This is a genomic window from Youngiibacter multivorans, from assembly GCF_017873395.1.
Taxonomy (GTDB): Bacteria; Bacillota; Clostridia; order Clostridiales; family Clostridiaceae; genus Youngiibacter; species Youngiibacter multivorans.
Genome location: NZ_JAGGKC010000001.1, coordinates 145,828 through 168,481 on the forward strand (window position 1 = coordinate 145,828; position 22,654 = coordinate 168,481).

Genomic DNA, 22,654 nt, shown 5'->3' on the forward strand with positions numbered 1-22,654 from the left:
ATGGGTGCAAACTATAAAGACTATTATGAGATTTTGGGCGTAGACCGCAAGGCTTCTGAAGCGGAAATCAAGACAGCCTATCTGAAAGCCGCCCGGAAGCATCATCCTGATTTACATATCAAAAGTGAGAAGGCAGCTTCTGAAGAAAAATTTAAAGAAATCAATGAAGCTTATGCCGTCTTAGGCGATAAAGAAAAACGGGCTTCATACGACAGTTTGGGTGAAAATCTGCACAGCGGTCAGGAATGGCAACCGTCACCTGATATGGGAAGCTATGGAAGCCAATCCTGGAGTTCAGAAGAAGCCGAAGGCTTCAGTGATTTTTTTGAAAGCCTTTTTGGACAAGCCAGATCAAATAATCCTTATGGCGGATTCAGGCAGACTAGAAGCATTCGAGGCCAGGACCTGGAAAGTGAGCTTGAGCTTACTTTAGAAGAGGCATATCACGGCGGCCAAAAGCTGCTTCAATTTTCTTTTCGTGGAACGGGCAACAAAACCATCGTCAAGTCACTTGATGTCAAAATTCCTCCTTTTGTCCGGGATAAAAGCAAAATCCGGTTAAAAGGACAGGGTGGAGAAGGCTTAGCCGGTGGTTTAGCCGGTGACTTGCTTCTGACAGTCAAGATCCTGCCGAATGCCAAATTTAAGCTGAATGGCGACTCTCTTGAAACAACCATTAAAATCAGACCTGAACAAGCCGTTTTGGGAAGCCAGGTTCACGCACCTACGATCGATGGCCAAGTTATGATTACTATCCCTCCGATGACGCATAATGGGCAGAAATTGCGCTTGCGTTCCAAAGGGTGGCTGGGCAGAGATGGGATTCGTGGTGATGAATATGTACAAGTGATTATTGATATTCCGCGGTCAATAAATCAATCCGAAAAAGAACAATATGAGCGTCTGGCGGACCTGAATGAAGGGGTACATTAACGATGAGTAAGTTTTATTTACAGGTTATTCGTCAATATTGCGAACCGGAGAACCGTGAAGACAGGATCTGTATCGACGACTTGCCATTCCAGCCATTATTGCTGGAGAGATTGGCTGCGATCGGGTTCATAGAAATTGAAAACAGGATGATCACCATTGAAAAGGTTGAGAGGGTCCAGAGACTCCTTCGCATTCGGAAATCTCTAGGAGTAAACCTATCTGGCGCTGCCATAATCGTCGAGTTATTAGAAAGAATGGAAGAAATGCATGATGAAATTGAGCGGCAGAGACAAGAGTGAGTCTTAATTAAACACAATGCCAATGTTACTTTTTGCAGTGAGATACAGAAAAGAATTTGTTCAAGATGCCAGAAGCAATAAACTTGATCCTGTCATCAGATTGACGTCGAAAACGGTCAAATAATTCGGATTCTGTCCCGAAAATAGAAACAATACTGATCTTGTTATTGAAGCAGGTGCATACTTTTGCCAAAGTGAGGTGCGTGTGCTGAATTTGATTTGTCGTGGAAGAAGTATAGAATATAATCTAAAAGAGAAAAATGCATGGTCGTATATCATACAAATTTCATGAAAACACAAATTGATGGATGATAGTGCATTAGAATGATGAGAAAAATGGTTATAATGCTAAATAGCTATTGTTTATTTGCCGTATTCAGAAATTTCAGAAAATTAAAATATTGATACACAATTTGTGCTATAATGTATACAAGGAGAATAATCATCTAAAGCATTATATAAATGATGAAGGATTTTACTATAACCTTCGTTAGGATGCGAAAATGTGATAGGTGAGAAAATTCCTTCTTAAATAGTGCTTACTGAATGAATATTCATTCAGTAAGCAAAATTACTTTATTCAGACTGGAAGGGCTTATCAGTTTAAAACCGAAGCAAAGTGCAGCTTAAATATTCAGAATATTGTGATAACGAATGATGACTTAAAATGCGAGGAGACATTATGAACAAGAAAGAGCTTACTGGCTTACTGGCGACAAAAATCGTTGAAAAAGGGAGTTTCTATCGAACGGAAGTTCAAGCAATAGCTGACAATGCGGAAAGAGATGTTGGTACTGTTTACATGAATTTTAAGAACAAAGAGGAGATACTTGACTATGCAACGAGTCACAACATACTAGGATAGTTACACTTACGTCAAGAAATGAATGCTCCTCGATGAGATTACATAAGGATAATGAAGTTCCAATCCATGAATGAGGAGTACCAGATGTTGCTAAGGACTCTTCACAGTAACACAGAATTTATATTGCTTATGCTTTGTTTAAATGAAAGGAACTAAAGAAATGAGCAACCAGACCAGACTAGCCGAAACGCGTAATACAAAAAATCTAGGTGATTCTAGACAAACTATCATTGGAATAACCTTCGGAGTAATCCAGGTAGTTCTGGCCTTAAGACTGGGTTTCAAATTACTGGGATCAAATCCGAACAATCAATTTGTAGGTGGTATATATTCGGTGACTAAATATATTGTTAGTTTATTTGAAGTGATTTTTGATCCGATACTAATCAAAATTTCTGGTATCTCTGTTATTTTCGAACCGGCAACACTGATTTCAATGATGGTATTTGGTTTGATAGGCTGGGTTGCAATGAAAACGTTCGCGCCACGTTCATTTCATAGATATGAAAGGACCAGATACATAGATGATAGCTTTGATGAAGATGAAGAATAATTAAGAAGTCTTTGGATTAACTTCATCAGTAGTATATAAATATAATGCTTATAAAGCAATGTAAGGTCCAGTCTAAATACCTCAGACCTACTGGTGTTGTACAACGAATAAACTATTATCTAAAACTCGAATGACAATTCTTACTTTATTTGTGGGGATTATAATCTGAATGGATGTGCGTCCTTGGAGAACTGAAAAATAAGTAACAAAGCCACATAAGGTAGAAAATGTTATATAGGATGCTGAAATAGAGGCGGATAATCTAGTTGCAATTCTTAATTCTCCGTTCAAATCTTTGCTTTATCACAGATAAAAAAATCAAAAATCAGGACTTGAAATTCAATATCTTGGTAATCAATAAAATTAATACGGAAGGAGTGTTTAATGTGAATTCGAATCGTTTGATGGGAATACTTGGTGTTGTACTGGTCATTGTGCTAATCATTTGGTTGATTCAAAGAATATAGATATAACATGAGAAGTGCGAGCGACGCTTCCTTCTCTTAAGAATACAAAATATGGCTCAGTAACAATATATAATAATATATTGTATATAGATCAGAGCGAAAGGGATGAATATAATTATGGAACATAAATTAACACCCTTACCTTATAGTATGGAGGCTTTGGAGCCGATCATCTCAAGAGAGACTTTAGAATATCATTACGGTAAACATCATCACGCATACATTACGAATCTAAATAAGTTGATTATTGATACTGAATTTGAAAATATGCCGTTGGAAGAAATCATTATGAAATCTAGGGATGGCATATACAATAACGCAGCACAGGTATACAATCATACTTTTTATTGGAACTGTTTAGCTCCAAATGCTGGTGGAGAACCAAACGGCAAATTAGCAGATGCAATCAATCAGGCGTTTGGATCATTTGCTGCTTTTAAAGAAAAATTCAGTAAGACTGCTGCAACAACTTTTGGCTCTGGATGGGCTTGGTTAGTAAAAAATGAAGATGGTGAATTGGAAATTGTTAGCTCTAGTAATGCTGGTAATCCACTAACTGATGGTAAGAAACCATTGTTAACATGTGATGTTTGGGAGCATGCTTATTATATTGACTATAGAAATGCGAGACCTATTTACATAGAAAAATTTTGGGATTTAGTAAATTGGGATTTTGTTTCTTCAAATTTATGATGAGATATTTATTTATTAGGTAAGGAGGTCAGTATGAATAAAATTAAGAAAACAACCATGTCTCATAAGGAGATTAATAAAGATGACTCATTGGCTGCTGGCGGTGAATTGCACCAGACAATTGGAGGCGAGCATCCTAAGTTGACCACGAATCAGGGAGTTCCGATATCAGACAATCAGAACTCTCTAAAAGCCAATCCCCACGGTCCTACACTGGGAGAAGATTTCATACTTAGAGATAAAATAACTCACTTTGATCACGAACGCATCCCAGAGCGTATTGTTCATGCACGTGCAACGGGTGTACATGGATACTTTGAGCTTACAGAATCACTGGAGCAATTCACCACTGCGAAGATACTCACTGAGGTAGGCGAAAAGACACCGGTATTTACCAGAATATCCACTGTAGCAGGAGGAGCAGGCTCAGTAGACACTCCTCGTGACATACGCGGATTCGCCGTCAAATTCTATACTAAAGAGGGAAATTGGGATCTGGTAGGCAATAATATTCCTGTTTTTTTTATTCAAGATGCCATCAAATTTCCTGACCTTATTCACGCAGTAAAAATGGAACCAGACAGAGGCTTCCCTCAATCGGCAAGCGCACATGACACTTTCTGGGATTTCATTTCCCTTACTCCAGAATCAATGCATACAATCATGTGGGTAATGTCTGATCGAACACTGCCGCGGTCGCTGAGGATGATCGAAGGTTTTGGCGTACATAGTTTTCGGTTGATAAACGCGGCAGGAGATTCAATATTTGTCAAATTTCATTGGAGACCAAAACTTGGCTTGCAGTCTACTATTTGGAATGAAACCGTCAAGATTTCTGGAGCTGACCAGGACTTCCACAGGCGAGATATGTTCGAGGCTGTTACAGCAGGGAATTTCCCTGAGTGGGAATTATCGGTACAGCTATTCACGCAAAAGGAAGCGGACGCATTTCCGTTTGACCATCTGGATCCAACCAAACTGATACCTGAAGAGCTTGTACCTTTGAAAGCAATCGGCCGAATGGTGCTTAACCGTATGCCTGATAATTTTTTCGCAGAAACAGAACAGGTCGCTTATTGTCCAGCTAATATCGTGCCAGGTATAGATTTTTCAAATGACCCACTTCTGCAAGGTCGTTTGTTTTCTTATCATGACACTCAGCTTTCCAGGTTAGGTTCGCCTAATTTTAACCAAATTCCGATCAATGCACCTAAGTGTCCCTTCTCTAATCAACAGCGGGATGGTCAAATGCAAATGGAACAGCCATCAGGCCGAGTCTCGTATGAACCTAACACACTTTCGAAAACCTCACCGCGTGAAACCCCGGATGGCTTTAGAAGCGCAAAAGTCACTGAAACAGGTGAAAAAGGACGTATACGTTCTGAGAGCTTTGCAGACCACTACAGCCAAGCTAGAATGTTTTATCTGAGCCAAACCTCATATGAGCAAGCACACATTGCTTCCGCATTGGTATTTGAACTTTCAAAGGTTGAACATATACACATACGTGAAGCAATTGTAGGACATCTGCGCAATATCAATGAAGACCTTGCTAAACGTGTTGCACAAGAACTTGGTTTCGATAAAATGCCTGAAGCCCCTGTACCAGTTATGCCTGTGCAGGATATGGATCCTTCACCGGCATTACAGACTATGGGTAAGATGAAAGATACGCTTGAAGGGCGTATGATCGGCATACTGATAGCCGACGGTTCTGATGGTGCAGTGGTCAAAAGAATAAAGAACGCTTCTGTTGCTGCAGGTGCGTCAGTAAAGATAGTTGCCCCTAAAGTGGGAGGAGCGATTCTCGCTGATGGATCAAAAATGGTTGCTGATGGACAACTGGCTGGCACACCATCAGTATTATTTGACGCAGTAGCAGTAATACTATCAGAAGAAGGTGCAATGCTGTTGTCAAAGGAAAGCGATGCGATTGATTTTGTGAAGGATGCTTTCGCTCATTTGAAAGCAATAGCGGTAGATAATGGAGGTCAAAAGCTTTTAGAAATAGCTAAGGTCGAGCGAGATGGCGGCATAGTTGCTGCTGAAGACAAAGATTTATTTATCAGTGCAGCCAAGACGCGCCAATGGAATAGGGAAAAATCAGTTAGAAAACTGCCATAGATTTAAAGGACAAATCTAATGACAAAATGGAGGAGATGAAGAACAAAGCAGAAGATGTAAAAGACAAGCAAACGAAAAGATCTATCATAAGACCAAGTGAAAGAGTCTTAATAATTTGCAGAGAAACTGAAGGACAACTAAAATGAGTACTTGATTCTGGAGTGATACAATATTGAACCCTTTGCCGCATTATGTCTGGAATGTTAAATTGGAGTCACTTTAGATGTGACGAAGTGGTTTATCTATATACACAAAATCTTGCTGGATAAACACGGTTTACCTCATATTTGATGAAGGCGATAAATACACGCAAGTGTGTAATAAGATGATGATGTTGTAGATTTGGTTTGTTTTAAAAACACTGTTAATACACATATTGATACAATCAAGCTTATGACATTCACTAAGAAAAGTGGGGAGATACTTTTATGCGTAAGTCAATTATGCAAACTAGTATCTCCTATTGCCAAAAACATGTGGAGTCGGTAACTTTATCAAGGGGGTTTACTAACATATTTACAGATAAAAAGTAGGTGCTTAATATTGAAAAACATGGGATTAGTATTAGAAGGCGGTGGAATGAGAGGGTTATACACTGCTGGTGTACTGGATTATTTTATGGAAAAAGGACTTTATTTTCCTTATGTTATTGGGGTTTCTGCAGGTGCCTGTAACGCAATTTCCTATATTTCAAGACAAAAAGGTAGAAGTCGAAAGATTAATATCGATTTTGTAAATGACCATAGGTATCTTAATTATACGAACTTATTAAAAGGCAAAGGCATTTTTGACATGGATTTCATCTTCGATCAAATTCCTAATAACTTAATTCCATTCAACTACAATGCATTTAATGCTGCAACTGAGCGACTGGTTGTTCCAGCAACTGATTGTCAATCAGGTATGCCGGTATACTTTGAAAGAGATAAATGTGAGGATTTATACTCTGCGGTTAAGGCCTCAAGTAGTCTTCCTTTTGTTGGGGAAATGGTTTTCATGGAAGAAAAATTACTGCTTGATGGAGGGATTGCCGATCCTATCCCGATTTTAAAGGCCATTCAGGACGGCAATCAAATGAATGTGATTGTACTAACTAGAGAAAATAACTATAGAAAAGAACATTTTATGGTCGAATTCATTGCTAAATATTTCTATTCAGATTATACAGAACTGATTCACGCCATTACCAATCGTCATAATATTTATAATACTACCTTGGAATATATTGCTGAACTCGAAGAGAAAGGCAAAGTTTTTGTTATACGCCCTAAGGATCCTGTGAAAATTAAAGGAATAGTAAGAGATATAAATAAATTAAATGAATTATATACAAATGGATATAATGATGCAGCATCTAGCTTTGAAAAGATGAGTCTATGGATTAGGCGATTTAACGAGGAATAAAATGTGTTCAACTGAGGAGGCTTAACGACGAAAGAATGCAGGAACAATTAAGGAAAAGGTCGAATGAATTGGTAAGTCACCAAGAGGTTGCATTCTTCTGGACGGTTAGGCCTGGACGAGAAGGTTTAAAGTAACAAGGAGTATCTTGCAACAGAACCACGATTTAATTTGGATTAGTGTAATTTCCAGACAAAGGACTTTAAAAAAGGAGATGGAGTATAATGACAGAAAGAAAAAAGTTAACGATTGAACAAGCGCACGAAAATGGTGAAAAACTTGGGATTGATTGGAAGAAAATTGATGTGGAAGAATTTCGCAGAGGGATGGATGTGGAGCTTGAACATGGAAGTAGGGATTCTCTTACGAATATAACCAATGATGATCCATTTACAACAGCGAAGATAGCCTTAGCGCACTTAAATGAAATCCCAGATTACTATACACGGCTTAAAAAGATGGAAACTGAGGCGAAAGCCTATTGGAAAAATAAGTAAACTATGAGATAAAATTCCTTAATTCACAAAAAGCAGTTAAGAGAATAAAATTAAGGACAGTGATAGAACGCTGTCCTTTTAATATATAAAATATTCCAATAGATTCAAGGTTATATTAATTTATTATACATCAATAATGAGCTCTCAGTTTACAAAGGAACATCTCTTTAAAATGCACACATAAGTAATTGCAAAGATGAAGGAACAAAAGTATGGGAAGATTATTAATGTTGCATATGCTGCAGCATTCGGAAATCCTGGACAATCCAATTACTCTGCAGCGAAAGCTGGATTAATTGGATTTACAAGAACCATATCAAAATAGTATGCAAAATATGGAATCACGGCAAACTCTATCAGTCCTGGATTAATAAACACAGATATTATAAAAACAATTCCTGAGGATATTCTAACCAAGATGGTTGAAGCAGTACTAGCACGTAGATTGGGTGAACCGGAAGAGGTAGCATCGGGCGTAAGTTTTCTTGCTAGTGAGTACAGTAATTTCGCAAACGGCAATAACATTATGATTACAGGTTGTATGCCATTCTAGACAATCAAGATCTAATCTACGATATGTAATATTATACGATAGGGGAATATTCGGTATACGAGTATTCCCCTTAAATCAAGCGAATACTACAGTAACAATAGTGGATCAAAGCATATTGATGTGACCTGAAGTACTTTATTGTTATGATGATGAGAAGCGCAAATAGTAACAATAAATGCTTAGTTTTCAATCTAAGTAGGAAGACTAATTGTAATAATCTCATTTACTTATGTACGGTTCTCCATTGTTTGAATAAGTGTGTTAAATATTTAAGTTTGTTAAAAAAATGAATAGTACTAATCAAAAACTTCGCGATATGACTAATTTCACGAAGTTTTTTAAGCAGTCGTTTCGGACTAGAAGCATGTTAAATTGGAATACGGCTGCAATATTATAATAATACACAAATAATATTATTTAAAATCTTCTTTAGATAATACTAATACAGTATAGTCAATATGATTTTGGATCACTTTAGTTGCTTTTACAATATCCTTATCTTTTATTGCCTCATATAAAAACATGTGGCCATCAGTTGTAGCTTGAAAATGTTTGTCCATACCTAGTGTATCAGCCCTTTTATATCTCGAAACAGCAATAGTGTAAAAATATGATTTGAGGTAATCTTGGGTATTTGAATATGCAATAACAAATAGTGGATTATGTGAAATTTCGCAAATTATCATATGAATTTTAAAGTCTGCCTCGGATAATTGCATGAACTTTTCATCAACACTTGTATAAGATGCTTCACTACTTTGTTTATATTCTTCACATGCTATTCTGAGTCTTTCTAAATCATCAAAGGTAGCATTTGCTATTGCTAGTCGGATGCATTCAGAATCAATAACACTTCTGAATTCTTTTACACTTCTCAATAATGTGGAATTTAGTATTCTTGTGCTTGGTATATCATTTAATGTGCTTTCAATGTTAAATTTATTTACATAAGTTCCATTGCCTGCTTTGGTTGTAACTAATCCTAACGCATTTAGTCTTTGGAGTGCAGACCTAACAGTTAGTCTACTCACATTATATAGTTCGACGAGCTCCATTTCTGAAGGTAATTTCTCTTGGTCCGCAAAGTCACCGTTGATAATCGATTCCTTTATTATGTCACAAATTTGTTCTGATAAACTGGTCCTGCTTATCTTATTCTTCATAATATATATCACCCTTTTCTTTTTATATAAACATAGAAGTTTATTAAACTATATCTAGTAATACTTTTCAAGTCTATTCATTATTGATATCATTTGCATTCTAAATGACTACGTACTTAGTAATATTGCAAGTTAATTATTTAGTAAGAAAACTTCTAAGAAGGAAGTTTCAAAAGTAATACCAAGGTCATAATGTTCCCTATGGTATCTCGATTCGACTTTTCAGCCATACCAATTAATCTAACTATCAATTAACATGCCAAGTTCACCTTACATAGTATTAAAAATTTGTGAACTCAAACATTTCTAATAGATAAATCGAATAATCCATCTGTAAGATGCTGAATCATACTTGAAAAAATACGAACACAGGTATAATTCGATGAAAAGTTTCTGGATTGATATATATATGACTCAATTATAGCACACTTGAGGTCAAATATATTTTGTCTGATATTTCATCAAAAAGTACTATATTTCGCTACTTTTTTAGTTATGGCGCTGCTTTATCAACTAAATCCATGATTTTACGTACTATACCAATTGAATTTTAATACCCCAATTGAATATGCGAGATAAATCGATGCCTTGAATATAGGCACTGTTTATATAGTTTGATATTCAAAATTATTGTTCGCTAGTTGACATTGAAATCGTATACTCTTATACTGTTAATACAAGTATATGAGTATACGAGATTTTTGGCAAGCGTCCAGCAGAACAATTATCGAAATGTTGTGAATTCAGTGATTTCATCGTATTAATGTGTAGAATGCAGGTCAATTTATTGACTGGTATATAAAAAACGAGGAGGATAACAATGAAGATTACAAAAGTTGACGTGTTACTCGTGACAACTGCAAATCCAATTTGGCGACCGATTCTGTGCAGAATCCATACTGATGAGGGGATTTATGGAGATGGAGAAGCTGCTGTTGCTTACATCAGTGGACAAACAGCAGCATTCGGAATGATTCAAGATTTAGCCAAAATAATAATCGGGATGGATCCTCTAAAGAACGAAGTTATTTGGGATAAGATGTACAAAAGTACTTTCTGGGGACAAAATGGAGGGCCGATTGTTTTTTCTGGAATGAGTGCGCTTGATATTGCACTTTGGGATATCAAAGGAAAATACTACAATGCGCCGATACATGAGCTCCTTGGAGGGAAAAGGCGAGATAAACTTAGAGCATATGCAAGCCAACTCCAATTTGGATGGGAAATGGACTGGAAAGGTCCTGGCACTGGAATCCCGCAATGCACAGCTGAAGATTATGCTAAAGTATGTCGAAAAGCAATGGATGAAGGTTATGACGCAGTCAAAATTGATTTCTTTACTTTTGATAAAGATGGGACTCCATTTACTGAGGAAGAGCGTACAAGACTCATCAAACCTTACTATATAAACATGATTGAAGAAAGACTTGCTGCAATAAGGAAGGAGTGTGGACCAGACCTCGACATTATTATTGAAAACCATTCGTTCCCAGATGCTCAAGGTGCTGTACAAATTGGACAAATGGCCGAGAAATATAGAATTATGTATTTCGAGGAACCCAATTCTCCAACTCCATATATGCAGAAATATATTGCTGATAAGGTAAACATTCCTCAAGCAAGTGGAGAAAGAATATATAGCAGATGGCAGTATGCACCATACTTTGAAAACCAGTCGCTTCAGGTTATTCAGCCTGATATCGGTAACTGTGGTGGAATTACGGAAGCGAAGAAGATCTGTGATATGGCCTATACATACGATGTTAGTGTGCAGGCTCATGTATGTGCAACCCCACTTTCAACTTCTGTGGCATTACATTTGGAATCAGTTATTCCTAACTTTGTGATTCATGAGCATCATGTCGCCAACAGATGCGAATTTAACTACAATCTTTCAAAGTTTAATCCTCAACCAGTAAACGGCTACATCGAAGTTCCTAATTTGCCTGGAATCGGTAATGAGATTACAGAGGAAGCATACAGACTAGCACAGGTAGTGACAATAGAATAGTTGTATCAATAATTATATTAAGAAGAGGTGTATTTGTATGAAAAACAGGAAAATGACAATCCTAATTGCATCAGCTTTGACATTTGTTGGAATGCTACTTTCAGCCTGCGGTTCGGACTCTAAAGCACCAACGACACCAACTTCAGCTAAGATGGATCTTACAGAATATGCTCTTTCGCTAGCTACACCACTTTCAGCTGAGGATGAGGCAATATTCAAATCTCTTGAAGAACCGTCTAAGAATCCTGATAAAGTCGTATGGAGACATGGAAATGTCACTAATAATATGACTGACTCTCCAGCTGTGAGAGCAGATCGAGCCTTTTTTATTGAACTCAAAAAAATACTTGGAGATAAAGTTGAGTTGCAGTTTTTCTTTGGTGGTAGTCTAGGAACATCTTCTGATCAGATTTTGGGAGGGCTCCAAGCAAAAAACTTTGAAAGTCAGTCATACAACGTAGGTGCAATGGCTGAGTACACTAATGCGTTCATGCCTCTGGATGTCATGTTTCTTGTTCCCGACTTAAAAACAGCATTAGAAGTAGTTAATGGTGAGCCTGGAGATATCATGAGACAGGAATGTATTGATGACACAGGACTTAATGTTCTATATACACCTGCAATTGGTATGAGACATATCACTACTAAGAATAAGGCGATAACTAAAGTTTCTGATTTAAAAGGCTTAAAAATACGTGTACAGAATAATCCACTGCATCTTCTTGCATTTTCAAAGCTAGGCAGTGCACCAACTCCTATTGCATATGCAGAATTGTTTACTAGCTTGCAGCAGGGTGTAGTTGATGGACAAGAAAATCCAATTGCCAACATTTACGCTCAGAATTATGTTGAAGTCCAGAAAAATATGACACTTACCAATCATCTTTATACAGCAGGAGCCTTTATTGTAAATAACGAATGGCTTCTTGAACAGACCCCAGAATTCCAGGAAGCGGTAAAAAAAGCGACTGCAGTTGCTGCGGCTTATTCTGGACCTGAACTTACAAAAACAGAGAATGGAATGCTTGATTATATCAAATCTCAGGGGATGATGGTTACAGAACTAGTTCCAGCAGAATATGATGAGTTCGTTAGGATTTCTAAAGAAACTTGGACCGAAGCTTCAGCAAAAATTGGTGCTGATTACTTTAATAAAGTTGTGACTTCCATAGAAAAGATCACCAAGAAATAACAAATTAAGCAGCATAGGCGATAAATATCAATTTGATTTTATCGCCTCCTATATAAGGAGGGGGACATAAATGAAAAAATTCTTCGATGAATTTGAAATTTACATTGGTGCATTTTGTCAGGGCTTAATGGTACTCATATTATTAGCGCAAGTTGTTTCCAGGTACATATTTAACAATGCATTTTCGTGGTCAGAAGAAACAGCGATAATACTTTTCATACTTTCGGTATATTTTGGCGCTACAGCTGCTATTAGAAGAAACCAGCACCTTAAGCTTGAAATTGTACTAGATAAGCTAAGTCCCAAAAACAGACTAAAGCTTGAAATATTTAACAATAGCTTGTTTGCTCTCTTTAATGTGATCATACTATTTGGCATCGTACCTATAGTACTTAGATTAAGGACCAATGGAACAGAAACCGCAGTAACAGGAATACCAAAGTGGTACATATACATTGTATTACCAATACTATTCGTATTAATGATAATCAGATTAATTCAAGACAGTGGAATAAAATTTAAGAAAATCAAGAATATTGATTCAAATGCTGATTCATTTGAACAAAATAACTAAGGGGGGATTACTATGGCGACCGCAGTATTATTTATAGTAGCTTTTACACTTCTAGCTATTGGTGTACCAGTAGGAATCTCTCTTGGACTTGGTATGATAGCGATAGTATTTGGTTTTGGCACTACAAACTTAGGGTTTTTGGCACAATCCATGTATTCCGGATTTGAGTCACTGCCTCTGACTGCTATTCCTTGCTTCATGCTTGCAGGTGCTGTTATGGAAACAGGAGGCCTATCGAAAAGGCTAGTAAACGTCGCGGAAAAAATGGTTGGCCATACTACTGGAGGCCTCGGAACCGTAACTGTAATAGCATGTCTTTTTTTTGGGGCAATTTCAGGTTCAGGCCCTGCAACAGTTGCAGCAATAGGTGGAATAATGATTCCTTATATGGTTAAAGCTGGGTATGACAGAACCTATTCGACCGGTCTGTCAGCAGTTGCAGGTGGACTTGGAATTATTATGCCACCTAGTATACCTTTGGTAATATATGGAGTAGCAACAAACACTTCTATCGGTGATCTTTTCTTAGCAGGAATAGGTCCAGCATTCTTAGTTGGCTTTATGCTAGTTTTAGTTAATATATTTCTTTCCAATAAGGCTGGATACTTAGGAAATGGTATACCATTCAAACTTAAAGAAATGGGTAAAGCAATCTGGGATGCTAAATGGGCATTACTTATGCCAGGAATCATACTAGGAGGAATATACGGTGGCATATTCACACCAACTGAAGCTGCTGTAGTTGCTACTGCTTATGGAATTCTTGTAGGAATATATGGTTATAAAGAACTTAAGTGGAATGATATTATTCCAATGCTTATCAAGAACACCTCGTTTGTTGGAGGAATACTTCTTACATTTGCTCCTGCCGCTGCTCTTGGTGCTGTATTGGCACTGCTTGGAGTACCACGTGCACTCACAACAATGCTATTCGCTCTATCAACCAATAAGATAGTAATACTCTTAATTGTCAATGTATTCCTTGTATTTGTTGGAATGATAGTTGATACAACAGCTGCAAACATAATATTCTCTCCAATTCTCCTAACAGCATTGAGACCTTATGGAGTTGATCCGGTTCACTTTGGACTGCTTATGACAATCAACCTGGCAATTGGATTTGTCACACCACCTGTCGCCGGTAACTTATTTGTTGCATCTGGTATGACTGGGATTCCAATGGATAAGATTGTTAAGAAAGCATTGCCTTTCATTGTCGCGATGTTTGTTGCACTACTGATAGTCACATATATTCCGGCAACATCAATAGGTATATTGCAATTACTAGGTAGATAGAAAACTAGAGGGGTGAAATAAATGAAAATTGTAAGTGTTGATGTAATCAAAGCTCCAACTAAAGATTCCGATAGCGGTTACAAATGGAATCCTGTATTTGTGAAGATAAATACAGATGCTGGTATTAGCGGAATAGGTGAAGTTGGATTGGCGTACGCTAACGCTAGTCAGGCTGGATTTGGTATGGTCGTTGATTTTGCCGAATTAATAATTGGAATGGATCCTATGAACATCGAACAGATATGGAATAAGTTGCATAGGACTACATTTTGGGGAATGGGTGGCGGAACAGTAATCTTTTCAGGGATGAGTGCCATTGATATTGCACTTTGGGACATAAAAGGCAAGGCTCTGGGTGTCCCCGTATATCAGCTCCTGGGCGGTAAAACAAACAGTAAACTAAGAACTTATGCCAGCCAGATACAGTTCGGTTGGGGAAAGCAGAGTAAAAACCTCATACAACCTGAAGAGTATGCTCAGGCAGCAAGAGATGCCATTGCAGATGGATACAATTGCATAAAGGTTGATCCAATTGGATATGATCTTGAAGGCAAGTGGATGGGTTGGAGTAATTATGGACTTCTTGAAAACAAGCAGTTAAAGATTGCTGTTGAAAGAGTCGCAGCCATCAGAGAAGCAGGTGGTCCTGACTTAGATATAATAATTGAACTTCACTCACTTACAGATACAAATACTGCTATTCAACTTGGAAGGGAGCTTGAAAAATTTAGATGCTTCTATTATGAGGAGCCAACACAGCCGCTAAACTCGAGCTTATTCAAGGAAATCAACCGGGAAGTTAAAATCCCACTGGCAACAGGCGAGAGATCATATAGCAGATGGGGATTTAGACCGTTTTTTGAAGATAGGTCAATATCAATAATACAGCCAGATCTGTGCAATACAGGAGGAATTTCTGAAGGAAAGAAAATTTGTGATATGGCTCATGTATACGATATCGGAGTCCAAATCCACGTTTGTGGTGGACCTGTATCTACAGCAGCTGCATTGCAATTGGAGGCGGTTATACCTAACTTCGTAATTCATGAACATCACCAGATGGCACTTGTTGAAGACAATATTCAACTATGCAATTACGATTATCAGCCCAAGAATGGATACTATGAGATTCCTGACAGACCAGGTATAGGGCAAGAACTTTCAGAGTACACCATGAAAAAATCTCCAATGATAGTAACAGTAAAGTAATAATATACAATATAAAAAGGAGTTGTAGAGTTATGAAAATTACAAGTGTTGATGTCATCAAATCAAATGGAGGTGCTTCATCAGTTAAGGGTGCACATTGGAACCCAGTTTTCTGCAGAATCAATACTGATGAAGGAATAAGTGGTTTCGGTGAGGCTGGAGTTGCTTACACCTGTGGTACTGAAGCAGCATTTGGCATGATCAAGGATTTTGCTGAACTTATTATTGGCATGGACCCTATGAATATTGAAGCGATTTGGTATAAGCTTCAGAGAACAACTTTCTGGGGAATGGGCGGTGGAACAATAATTTTTTCTGGAATGAGCGCTATAGACATAGCACTTTGGGATATCAAAGGTAAAAAACTTGGAGTTCCTGTCTATCAGCTACTTGGTGGCAAGACAAACACTAAGCTTAGAGCATATGCTAGTCAGATACAGTTTGACTGGGGCAAAGAATGCAGACCGCTTTCAAAGCCTGAAGACTATGCAGAGGCTGCAAAAAAAGCAATGGCTGAAGGCTATACTTGTGTAAAGGTAGATCCAGTTGGATTTGACGAAGAGGGAGTATGGATGAGCTGGAGCAACTACGGACTTCTTGAGAATAAGCAGTTGAAAGTTGCTGTTGATAGAATCGCAGCTATCCGTGAGGCGTGTGGTCCAGATCTTGATATTATTATCGAACTACATTCACTTACAGATACAAATACAGCCATACAGCTTGGTAGAGAATTAGAGAAGTATAGGTGCTTCTACTATGAAGAGCCTACACAGCCACTTAATTCAGATCTGTTTAAAGAGATATCAAATAATGTAAAGATACCAATGGCAAGTGGTGAGAGAATATACACAAGATGGGGATATAGACCATTCTTTGAGGATAGATCCTTAGCTATAATACAGCCAGACCTATGCAATACCGGTGGAATAACTGAAGGTAAAAAGATTTGTGATATGGCCCATACATATGATATAGGAGTTCAACTTCATATCTGTGGAGGTCCGATAACTATTGCTGCAGCCTTACAGCTTGAAGCAGTAATACCTAATTTTGTAATTCATGAACATCACCAGTCTGCTTTGATGGATGAAAATATAAAGCTGTGCAAGTATGATTATCAGCCAGTAAATGGATACTATGAAGTTCCAGAGCTACCTGGTATAGGTAATGAACTTACAGACGAAGCAATTGCAAATGCTGAGGTATATACCGTAAAATAACCCATTATCATAACAACATTGGTCAGCTTAGTAAGCTGACAGTATGCAACATAATGTACCTGTGAAGTAACTCTGAAATTTACTTTACATGGTACATTTTGCATTCAAGTAAGTAGTGGTTTTCGTATGAATAACCTAGTATGCATGCTAATATTCTCTTTCTGGAAACACTATCTCCTGGATTTCACTATTCTGCCAGTCCTTACCAAGAAGGTTCTGTATACTCCCCTCGTGTCGGTATTTTGGATCTGCTGTTATTACGGGATGTAAATGACTTTTGATTTTGAATGTAAAAGTTTAAATAGAACTATTGACGAAGGATTTTATGAATGCTATATTGAAGATGGTTCAAAAATAAGGAAACATGTATAAAATAAAATCAAGCAAATAAAATGCTGATTTTAGTACGGTTTATCTTATAAGAGTTTTCTGAAAGATGTACAATTCATATTTAATGAATTAATCTTTCAAATGCCATAATGCTGGATGCTTTCCGGAGAGCATTCTGGGAGAATGGTGATTAAATCAGGGGGGACTAAAATGAATATCGAACAAGAACTTGATCAGGCTTACAAAACTGAACTTAAGAGAAAGCTTGGCCTGAGTGCAGCAGTGGCAATCAGTGTCGGTACAACAGTTGGTTCAGGTATTTTCTCGTCCGTTGGAGAGGTATCAGGTGCTGCGGGATCAGCAATCATAACTATACTGGCATTTTTAATCGGTGGTCTGATAAATATTCCAGCTAACCTTGTCTATGCAGAACTAGCCACCGCATATCCAGAAAATGGTGGTCAGTATGTATATTTCAGAGAAGCAGGATCAAAGCCTATGGCATTCCTTGTAGGCTGGATCAGCTTCTGGGCAACAGACCCACCATCTATTTCAATAATGGCATTGGCTATTGCAAACTATATGGCTTACTTCCTGGGCATATCAGGAATAATGATCAAAATAACAGCCACCGTCTTAGTGCTTTTGTTCATGACAATTCATTTGCGTTCTGTTGAAGGCGGCGGAAAGTTCCAGACATTCATTACAGCATTTAAGATTCTGCCCTTTGCTCTTCTGATCGGACTCGGTCTTTTCTATGTGAAGGGTGATCTCATAAGCGCTCCGGCTGTTGCTGGTGCACCAATGGGTATCCTTGCACTATTGGCAGCGATTTCTGCTACTACCTGGTCCTATGACGGTATGGGTGCTGTCTGCTATATGACAGGTGAAATTAAAGAGCCGAAGAAAACCATGCCTAAGGCGCTGATAATTTCAGTACTTCTTATAATCGTTCTTTATACAGCACTATCCACCGTGATCACAGGACTTACACCTATAGGAGACCTGGCAGGTTCTGATGCACCGGTTGCATTGGCGGTATCCAAGATTCCTGGTATAGGCGGAGCCGCGAGTAACCTTGTGGCAGTAATGGCGATTATTGTAATAATAGGATCCTTGTCAAGCTGTATAATGTTCCAGCCAAGAATGGAATATGCCATGGCAAAAGATGGACTATTCTTCAAATCCTTTGCAAAGGTTCATCCACAGTGGGAAACACCATACTTCTCGATTCTGGTTCAGTGCGCAATGGGTATTATCCTGATTTTCGCATCCAACATCACAGAGCTTCTCGGGTATTTCACGTTAGTGGCACTGGTTAAGAACTTCCTTACTTTCGGTACAATTTTTATCCATCGCAAGAAGGCAAGTTACAATCCATTATGGAAAGCTCCAGCATGGAGATTCATGGCTCTTATGGCAATGGTAACAACTGGAACACTTATTGTTTCAACATTCCTGTGGGCACCAATTCCAGGACTTGTTGCAGCTGTTGTAATTATTGTTACAGGGCTTCCAGTATACCATTATTGGAATAAGAAATCAGAGCAAGCAATAAGCTGATATACTTATCAAATATCAGTAAAATCGGAATTGCACAGTGGAACATTGCATGTTCTGCTGTGCTTTTTTATTGGAAGGATCAATAAAGTGGCCATGTTTCATGAAAGCTTGTATAGAAATGGCCATCCAGAAAAAAAGTATGATATACTTTTAATATGATATTGGAAAGAAGGTAGGCAAATGGAAGAGCTGGGAAAAAGCAAATCAAGAAATGAGGCTCAGGAAGAACTGGAGTATTATATAAAAGTAAATCACCTTGAAGCACATGATAAGTTACCATCAGAGCGTGAACTAAGCGAACTGTTCAATATTAACAGATCTACCTTGAGGGCGGCCATTATTAGAATGATTGATGAAGGGAAGCTGTATAAGGTAACAGGATCAGGTAATTTTGTGCAGGAACCCAAAATAGTCAGGAATCTTAACAACCTTGATTCACTTACAGAACTTGTGAAAGGATTTGGTAAGGAGATTTCAAGTAAAGTTATTCATGCTTCTGTAATTGAAGCAAATAAGCAGATCATGAAAAAGCTGAAGCTGCCTTTGGGGACAAAGGTATTTCAGATGCTTAGGGTGAGACTTATTGATAATGAGCCATTTGCCCTTGAAACGAGCTTTATAGAATATCAGCGTTTTGAGGGAATTGATAAGTATGATTTTGAGGAAGTCTCATTATACAAAACGCTCAAGGATGTATATGGAGTTGATATTGTAAAGGGGCAGGAAAAACTAACATTAACCTATGCAACAGAGGAAGAGGCAGAGCTGCTATCAGTTACTTATGAATCCCCGCTTTTCTTCATCAGCGGAACGGCAGAAGACAAAGAAGACCGGCCTGTTGAGTACTTCAGATCAGTCGTACGGCCAGACAAGATGAAGTTCTCGAGTATACTTGTGAAAAAGAGTCAGGAGGAAATGCAGAATGGATGAGAAGGAGATTACTTATTCGTCTCCAATATACCTACAGCTCAGAGAAGTGATAAGAACTAAAATTGAAGAGGGTGAATATCAGCCGGGAATGGCGATTCCTTCGGAAAATGAACTTGCAGATACCTATGGAATCAACCGGATGACGGTGAGAAGCGCGATTGAAGCTTTGATCAAGGAAGGTCTTCTGAGGTCAGTTCAAGGGAAAGGAATTTTTGTCGTAGGAAAGATTTATCAAAGGAATCTGGATATACTGGAAGGGTTCACCCAGGTGATGAAATCCAAAAATGCGAATCCGAAATTTAAGATACTTCAGAAGAATGCAAGGCCAGCAGGGAAACTTTTTGCGGATCTTTTCGGTATCCAGGAAGAAGATCAGATAAATTATATCCGTCGTACGTGTTATAACAACACTGAACCAGTTTCGATTGAAGAACTCTTTATTCCAGAATATTTAGTTCCCAAGTTCCACGGAATTGATTTAACTGTTTTCTCAATATATGAAATCTATGAGTTCTATGGAATTAATCTGGTGAAAGCAATACAGACATTGGACATTACAAAATTGAACCAGCGGGATGCCAAGATTCTTGAAGAGGAAGAGGATGCTCCGGTACTTTTATTTGAATGTACTAGCTATGATGATCGGGGGCGGATTATTGAGTTTACAAGAAGTTATACCCGTAGCGGAAAGAGTGACTATAGTGTAGATTTTCGAATCTAGGAACAGGCCTGGATTACCAGGCTTGTTTAATCCCAGCAGTGGTACAATAATTGATAAACTTGTTGATTAGGGCAAGTGTTTATGGTAGTATGTTTTTGTGGTACAAAAATAAATTAAAATGTATAGCATCAGGAGGGAATCATGTTAAAGTTTGATGAAAATTGGTGGTTTGAAAGTTTTAAAGGGGCATTGGAAAAGCGTCAGGAGATTGAAAATATAGTGGATAAAGTCACCGAAGAAGGGTATGATAATATTTTCTTTCTGGGGATCGGGGGCACGTATGCTTCCAGTATGCAGGTAGTGCAGCATGTTAAAGAATTCAGTGCCATGCCTACTTTTGTTGAACATGCTGCTGAATATATGACAACGGGTAATAGAGCGCTAACCAAGAACTCTGTTGTTGTGTTTTCTTCTGTCAGTGGAACAACAGAAGAGGTTCTTGTTGCGCTCAAGTATATTAAAGAAAATGTTGGCGCTAGAATCATAGGATTTATAGACAAAGAAAACACGCCAATGGGAGATCTTGCTGATTATGTGGTAATCTATCCGATGAATGAACAGCTGAAGTTCTTCATGCTTGCCGACAGATTTATGTGGCATCGAGGAGATTTTGAGGATTATGAGGCTCTATATAAAGAGCTGGATGCACATTTGCCTGCCGCTCTTGTAGATGTTGAAAAACGTGCTGATGAGTTTGGAAAAGCCTTTGCTGAGAAGCATCATAAAGACGAAATGCACTATTTTGTTGGCGCAGGAAATCAGATGGGGGCTACATATTCTTATGCTATGTGTTATTGGGAAGAACAGCACTGGATTAGGACAAAGTCTATTCATGCCGCGGAATTTCTGCATGGCACACTGGAAATTATAGACAGAGATACCAATGTTACTTTGTTTTTAGGAGAAGACAGCCAGAGACCTCTTGCTGAAAGGGTCAAAGCTTTCCTTCCTAGGATTTGCGGAAACTGCACCTTTATTGACACTAAAGATTATCCGCTTGAAGGAATCAGCCAGCGCTTCAGAGGACATATTTCCCATCTGGTGATGATGGCAGTAAATAGAAGAATTGATGCGCATCTTGAGAAGATCAACTGCCATCCTATAGAAATAAGAAGGTACTACAGAAAACTTAATTACTAAGAAAGCGAAATACAAACATTACTGATAAAATCTATATAATGATGTCATAAAGAACTGCAGGAAGCAGTTCTTTATGACTCTAACAGTTTGTATGGATGATACATTAAAGTATTTGAAAGTAGTTAAATGGGGGAAAGAAATGAGAATTGCAACGGTTGGAGATAACTGCATTGATTATTATGCGAACCTGAAGACAGGTTATCCAGGAGGGAATCCAGTCAATGTGGCGGTATATCTGAAGAGGCTTGGGGTGGAGTCCTCATATGTAGGTTTTGTGGGAAACGATGAATATGGAAAGATTCTCACGAATGCCCTTTCTGAAAAGGGTGTGGATATTTCCCATGTATCTGTCAAAGAAGGATCAACTGCCGTTACACAGGTGGAACTTGTGGATGGAGAGAGGGTCTTTGGGGATTATGATGAAGGGATCATGGCGGACTTTGACCTCACAGAGGAAGATATTAAATTTCTTTCAGGACATGATCTCATTGTAAGTGGTATCTGGGGGAAGATCCATGGGAGACTGCCTGAACTGAAACGCCTTGGCAATGTGATCGCCTTTGACTTCGCAACAAAACTGGATGATCCCATAAAGGAGGAAGCCATTCCCTATGTGGATTATGCCTTCTTTGCAGCGGAAGTGGAGACGGATGATCTTCTCCAGTTTATGGTAAGGGAAAAGGCTAAAGGGCCTAAAATTGTAATAGTCACTTTGGGTGAAAATGGCAGCATAGCTTACGATGGAAGATTTCACAGGTTTGGAATTGTGCCTTGCGAAGTAAGGGATTCCATGGGAGCGGGAGACAGCTATATTGCAGGTTTTCTGAAGGCGATCATGGAAGGTTATCCAATACAGAAGGCTATGGAACAGGGAGCTAAAAACAGCAGTGTTACTTTGGCTTATGTGGGAGCTTGGTAAT

Annotated in this window: 20 protein-coding genes and 1 pseudogene; 20 read left to right on the forward strand and 1 reads right to left on the reverse strand. The window is 38.3% G+C overall.

Annotation, left to right across the window (positions count from 1 at the left end; all coding sequences use genetic code 11):
- The 9 genes and pseudogenes from J2Z34_RS00730 (at nucleotide 1) to J2Z34_RS17550 (ending at nucleotide 8,385) form a co-directional block, all read left to right on the forward strand.
- Nucleotides 1-933, forward strand: a complete 933-nt coding sequence (locus J2Z34_RS00730; RefSeq protein WP_209457922.1) for a DnaJ C-terminal domain-containing protein — start codon at nucleotides 1-3, stop codon at nucleotides 931-933.
- A 2-nt stretch (nucleotides 934-935) separates the two neighbouring features.
- Complete coding sequence (locus J2Z34_RS00735) at nucleotides 936-1,232, forward strand: chaperone modulator CbpM (protein ID WP_209457923.1); 297 nt, start codon at nucleotides 936-938, stop codon at nucleotides 1,230-1,232.
- A gap of 682 nt (nucleotides 1,233-1,914) precedes the next feature.
- Entirely contained in the window at nucleotides 1,915-2,097 is a 183-nt protein-coding gene (locus J2Z34_RS00740) for a TetR family transcriptional regulator (RefSeq protein WP_209457924.1), read from the forward strand.
- A 142-nt stretch (nucleotides 2,098-2,239) separates the two neighbouring features.
- Nucleotides 2,240-2,650, forward strand: coding sequence for a hypothetical protein (locus tag J2Z34_RS00745; RefSeq protein ID WP_209457925.1), 411 nt, complete (start codon nucleotides 2,240-2,242; stop codon nucleotides 2,648-2,650).
- A gap of 584 nt (nucleotides 2,651-3,234) precedes the next feature.
- Entirely contained in the window at nucleotides 3,235-3,810 is a 576-nt protein-coding gene (locus J2Z34_RS00750; protein ID WP_209457926.1) for a superoxide dismutase, read from the forward strand.
- Between the two features lie 33 nt (nucleotides 3,811-3,843).
- On the forward strand, nucleotides 3,844-5,934 hold the full coding sequence (locus J2Z34_RS00755) for a catalase (RefSeq protein WP_209457927.1): 2,091 nt from the start codon (nucleotides 3,844-3,846) through the stop codon (nucleotides 5,932-5,934).
- 552 nt (nucleotides 5,935-6,486) lie between these two features.
- Nucleotides 6,487-7,338, forward strand: coding sequence for a patatin-like phospholipase family protein (locus J2Z34_RS00760; protein ID WP_342453067.1), 852 nt, complete (start codon nucleotides 6,487-6,489; stop codon nucleotides 7,336-7,338).
- A gap of 221 nt (nucleotides 7,339-7,559) precedes the next feature.
- Nucleotides 7,560-7,832 carry a DUF5661 family protein gene (locus tag J2Z34_RS00765; RefSeq protein ID WP_209457929.1) on the forward strand — a complete coding sequence of 91 codons (273 nt, stop codon included), beginning with the start codon at nucleotides 7,560-7,562 and terminating at the stop codon, nucleotides 7,830-7,832.
- 196 nt (nucleotides 7,833-8,028) lie between these two features.
- Nucleotides 8,029-8,385 (forward strand): annotated as a pseudogene (locus tag J2Z34_RS17550) (SDR family oxidoreductase).
- A 413-nt stretch (nucleotides 8,386-8,798) separates the two neighbouring features.
- Here the strand turns inward: J2Z34_RS17550 and J2Z34_RS00780 are convergent.
- A complete protein-coding gene (locus tag J2Z34_RS00780; protein WP_209457931.1) occupies nucleotides 8,799-9,548 on the reverse strand; it encodes a FadR/GntR family transcriptional regulator in 750 nt (249 codons plus the stop codon).
- Between the two features lie 820 nt (nucleotides 9,549-10,368).
- Between J2Z34_RS00780 and J2Z34_RS00785 the strand changes: the two genes are divergently transcribed.
- The 11 genes from J2Z34_RS00785 to frlD all read left to right on the forward strand — a co-directional run bounded on the left by J2Z34_RS00785 (nucleotide 10,369) and on the right by frlD (nucleotide 22,653).
- On the forward strand, nucleotides 10,369-11,559 hold the full coding sequence (locus tag J2Z34_RS00785) for a mandelate racemase/muconate lactonizing enzyme family protein (protein ID WP_209457932.1): 1,191 nt from the start codon (nucleotides 10,369-10,371) through the stop codon (nucleotides 11,557-11,559).
- Between the two features lie 37 nt (nucleotides 11,560-11,596).
- Entirely contained in the window at nucleotides 11,597-12,751 is a 1,155-nt protein-coding gene (locus J2Z34_RS00790; RefSeq protein WP_209457933.1) for a TRAP transporter substrate-binding protein, read from the forward strand.
- 70 nt (nucleotides 12,752-12,821) lie between these two features.
- Nucleotides 12,822-13,325 (forward strand): TRAP transporter small permease, encoded by a 504-nt coding sequence (locus J2Z34_RS00795; protein WP_209457934.1) that lies wholly within the window; start codon nucleotides 12,822-12,824, stop codon nucleotides 13,323-13,325.
- 12 nt (nucleotides 13,326-13,337) lie between these two features.
- Nucleotides 13,338-14,621 (forward strand): TRAP transporter large permease, encoded by a 1,284-nt coding sequence (locus J2Z34_RS00800; protein WP_209457935.1) that lies wholly within the window; start codon nucleotides 13,338-13,340, stop codon nucleotides 14,619-14,621.
- Nucleotides 14,622-14,642: 21 nt separating this feature from the next.
- Nucleotides 14,643-15,830 carry a mandelate racemase/muconate lactonizing enzyme family protein gene (locus tag J2Z34_RS00805; RefSeq protein WP_209457936.1) on the forward strand — a complete coding sequence of 396 codons (1,188 nt, stop codon included), beginning with the start codon at nucleotides 14,643-14,645 and terminating at the stop codon, nucleotides 15,828-15,830.
- Between the two features lie 32 nt (nucleotides 15,831-15,862).
- Nucleotides 15,863-17,050, forward strand: coding sequence for a mandelate racemase/muconate lactonizing enzyme family protein (locus J2Z34_RS00810; RefSeq protein WP_209457937.1), 1,188 nt, complete (start codon nucleotides 15,863-15,865; stop codon nucleotides 17,048-17,050).
- A gap of 540 nt (nucleotides 17,051-17,590) precedes the next feature.
- Nucleotides 17,591-18,943 (forward strand): amino acid permease, encoded by a 1,353-nt coding sequence (locus tag J2Z34_RS00815; protein ID WP_209457938.1) that lies wholly within the window; start codon nucleotides 17,591-17,593, stop codon nucleotides 18,941-18,943.
- Nucleotides 18,944-19,123: 180 nt separating this feature from the next.
- Nucleotides 19,124-19,873 (forward strand): GntR family transcriptional regulator, encoded by a 750-nt coding sequence (locus tag J2Z34_RS00820; protein WP_209457939.1) that lies wholly within the window; start codon nucleotides 19,124-19,126, stop codon nucleotides 19,871-19,873.
- The gene (locus tag J2Z34_RS00825) at nucleotides 19,866-20,594 is read left to right on the forward strand and encodes a GntR family transcriptional regulator (RefSeq protein WP_209457940.1); all 729 of its coding nucleotides are present in this window, start codon (nucleotides 19,866-19,868) and stop codon (nucleotides 20,592-20,594) included. The genes J2Z34_RS00820 and J2Z34_RS00825 overlap by 8 nt, the downstream gene beginning before the upstream one ends.
- 141 nt (nucleotides 20,595-20,735) lie before the next feature.
- Nucleotides 20,736-21,734 carry an SIS domain-containing protein gene (locus J2Z34_RS00830; protein ID WP_209457941.1) on the forward strand — a complete coding sequence of 333 codons (999 nt, stop codon included), beginning with the start codon at nucleotides 20,736-20,738 and terminating at the stop codon, nucleotides 21,732-21,734.
- A 139-nt stretch (nucleotides 21,735-21,873) separates the two neighbouring features.
- Nucleotides 21,874-22,653, forward strand: coding sequence for a fructoselysine 6-kinase (gene frlD / locus J2Z34_RS00835; protein ID WP_209457942.1), 780 nt, complete (start codon nucleotides 21,874-21,876; stop codon nucleotides 22,651-22,653).
- Nucleotide 22,654: the final 1 nt, after the last annotated feature.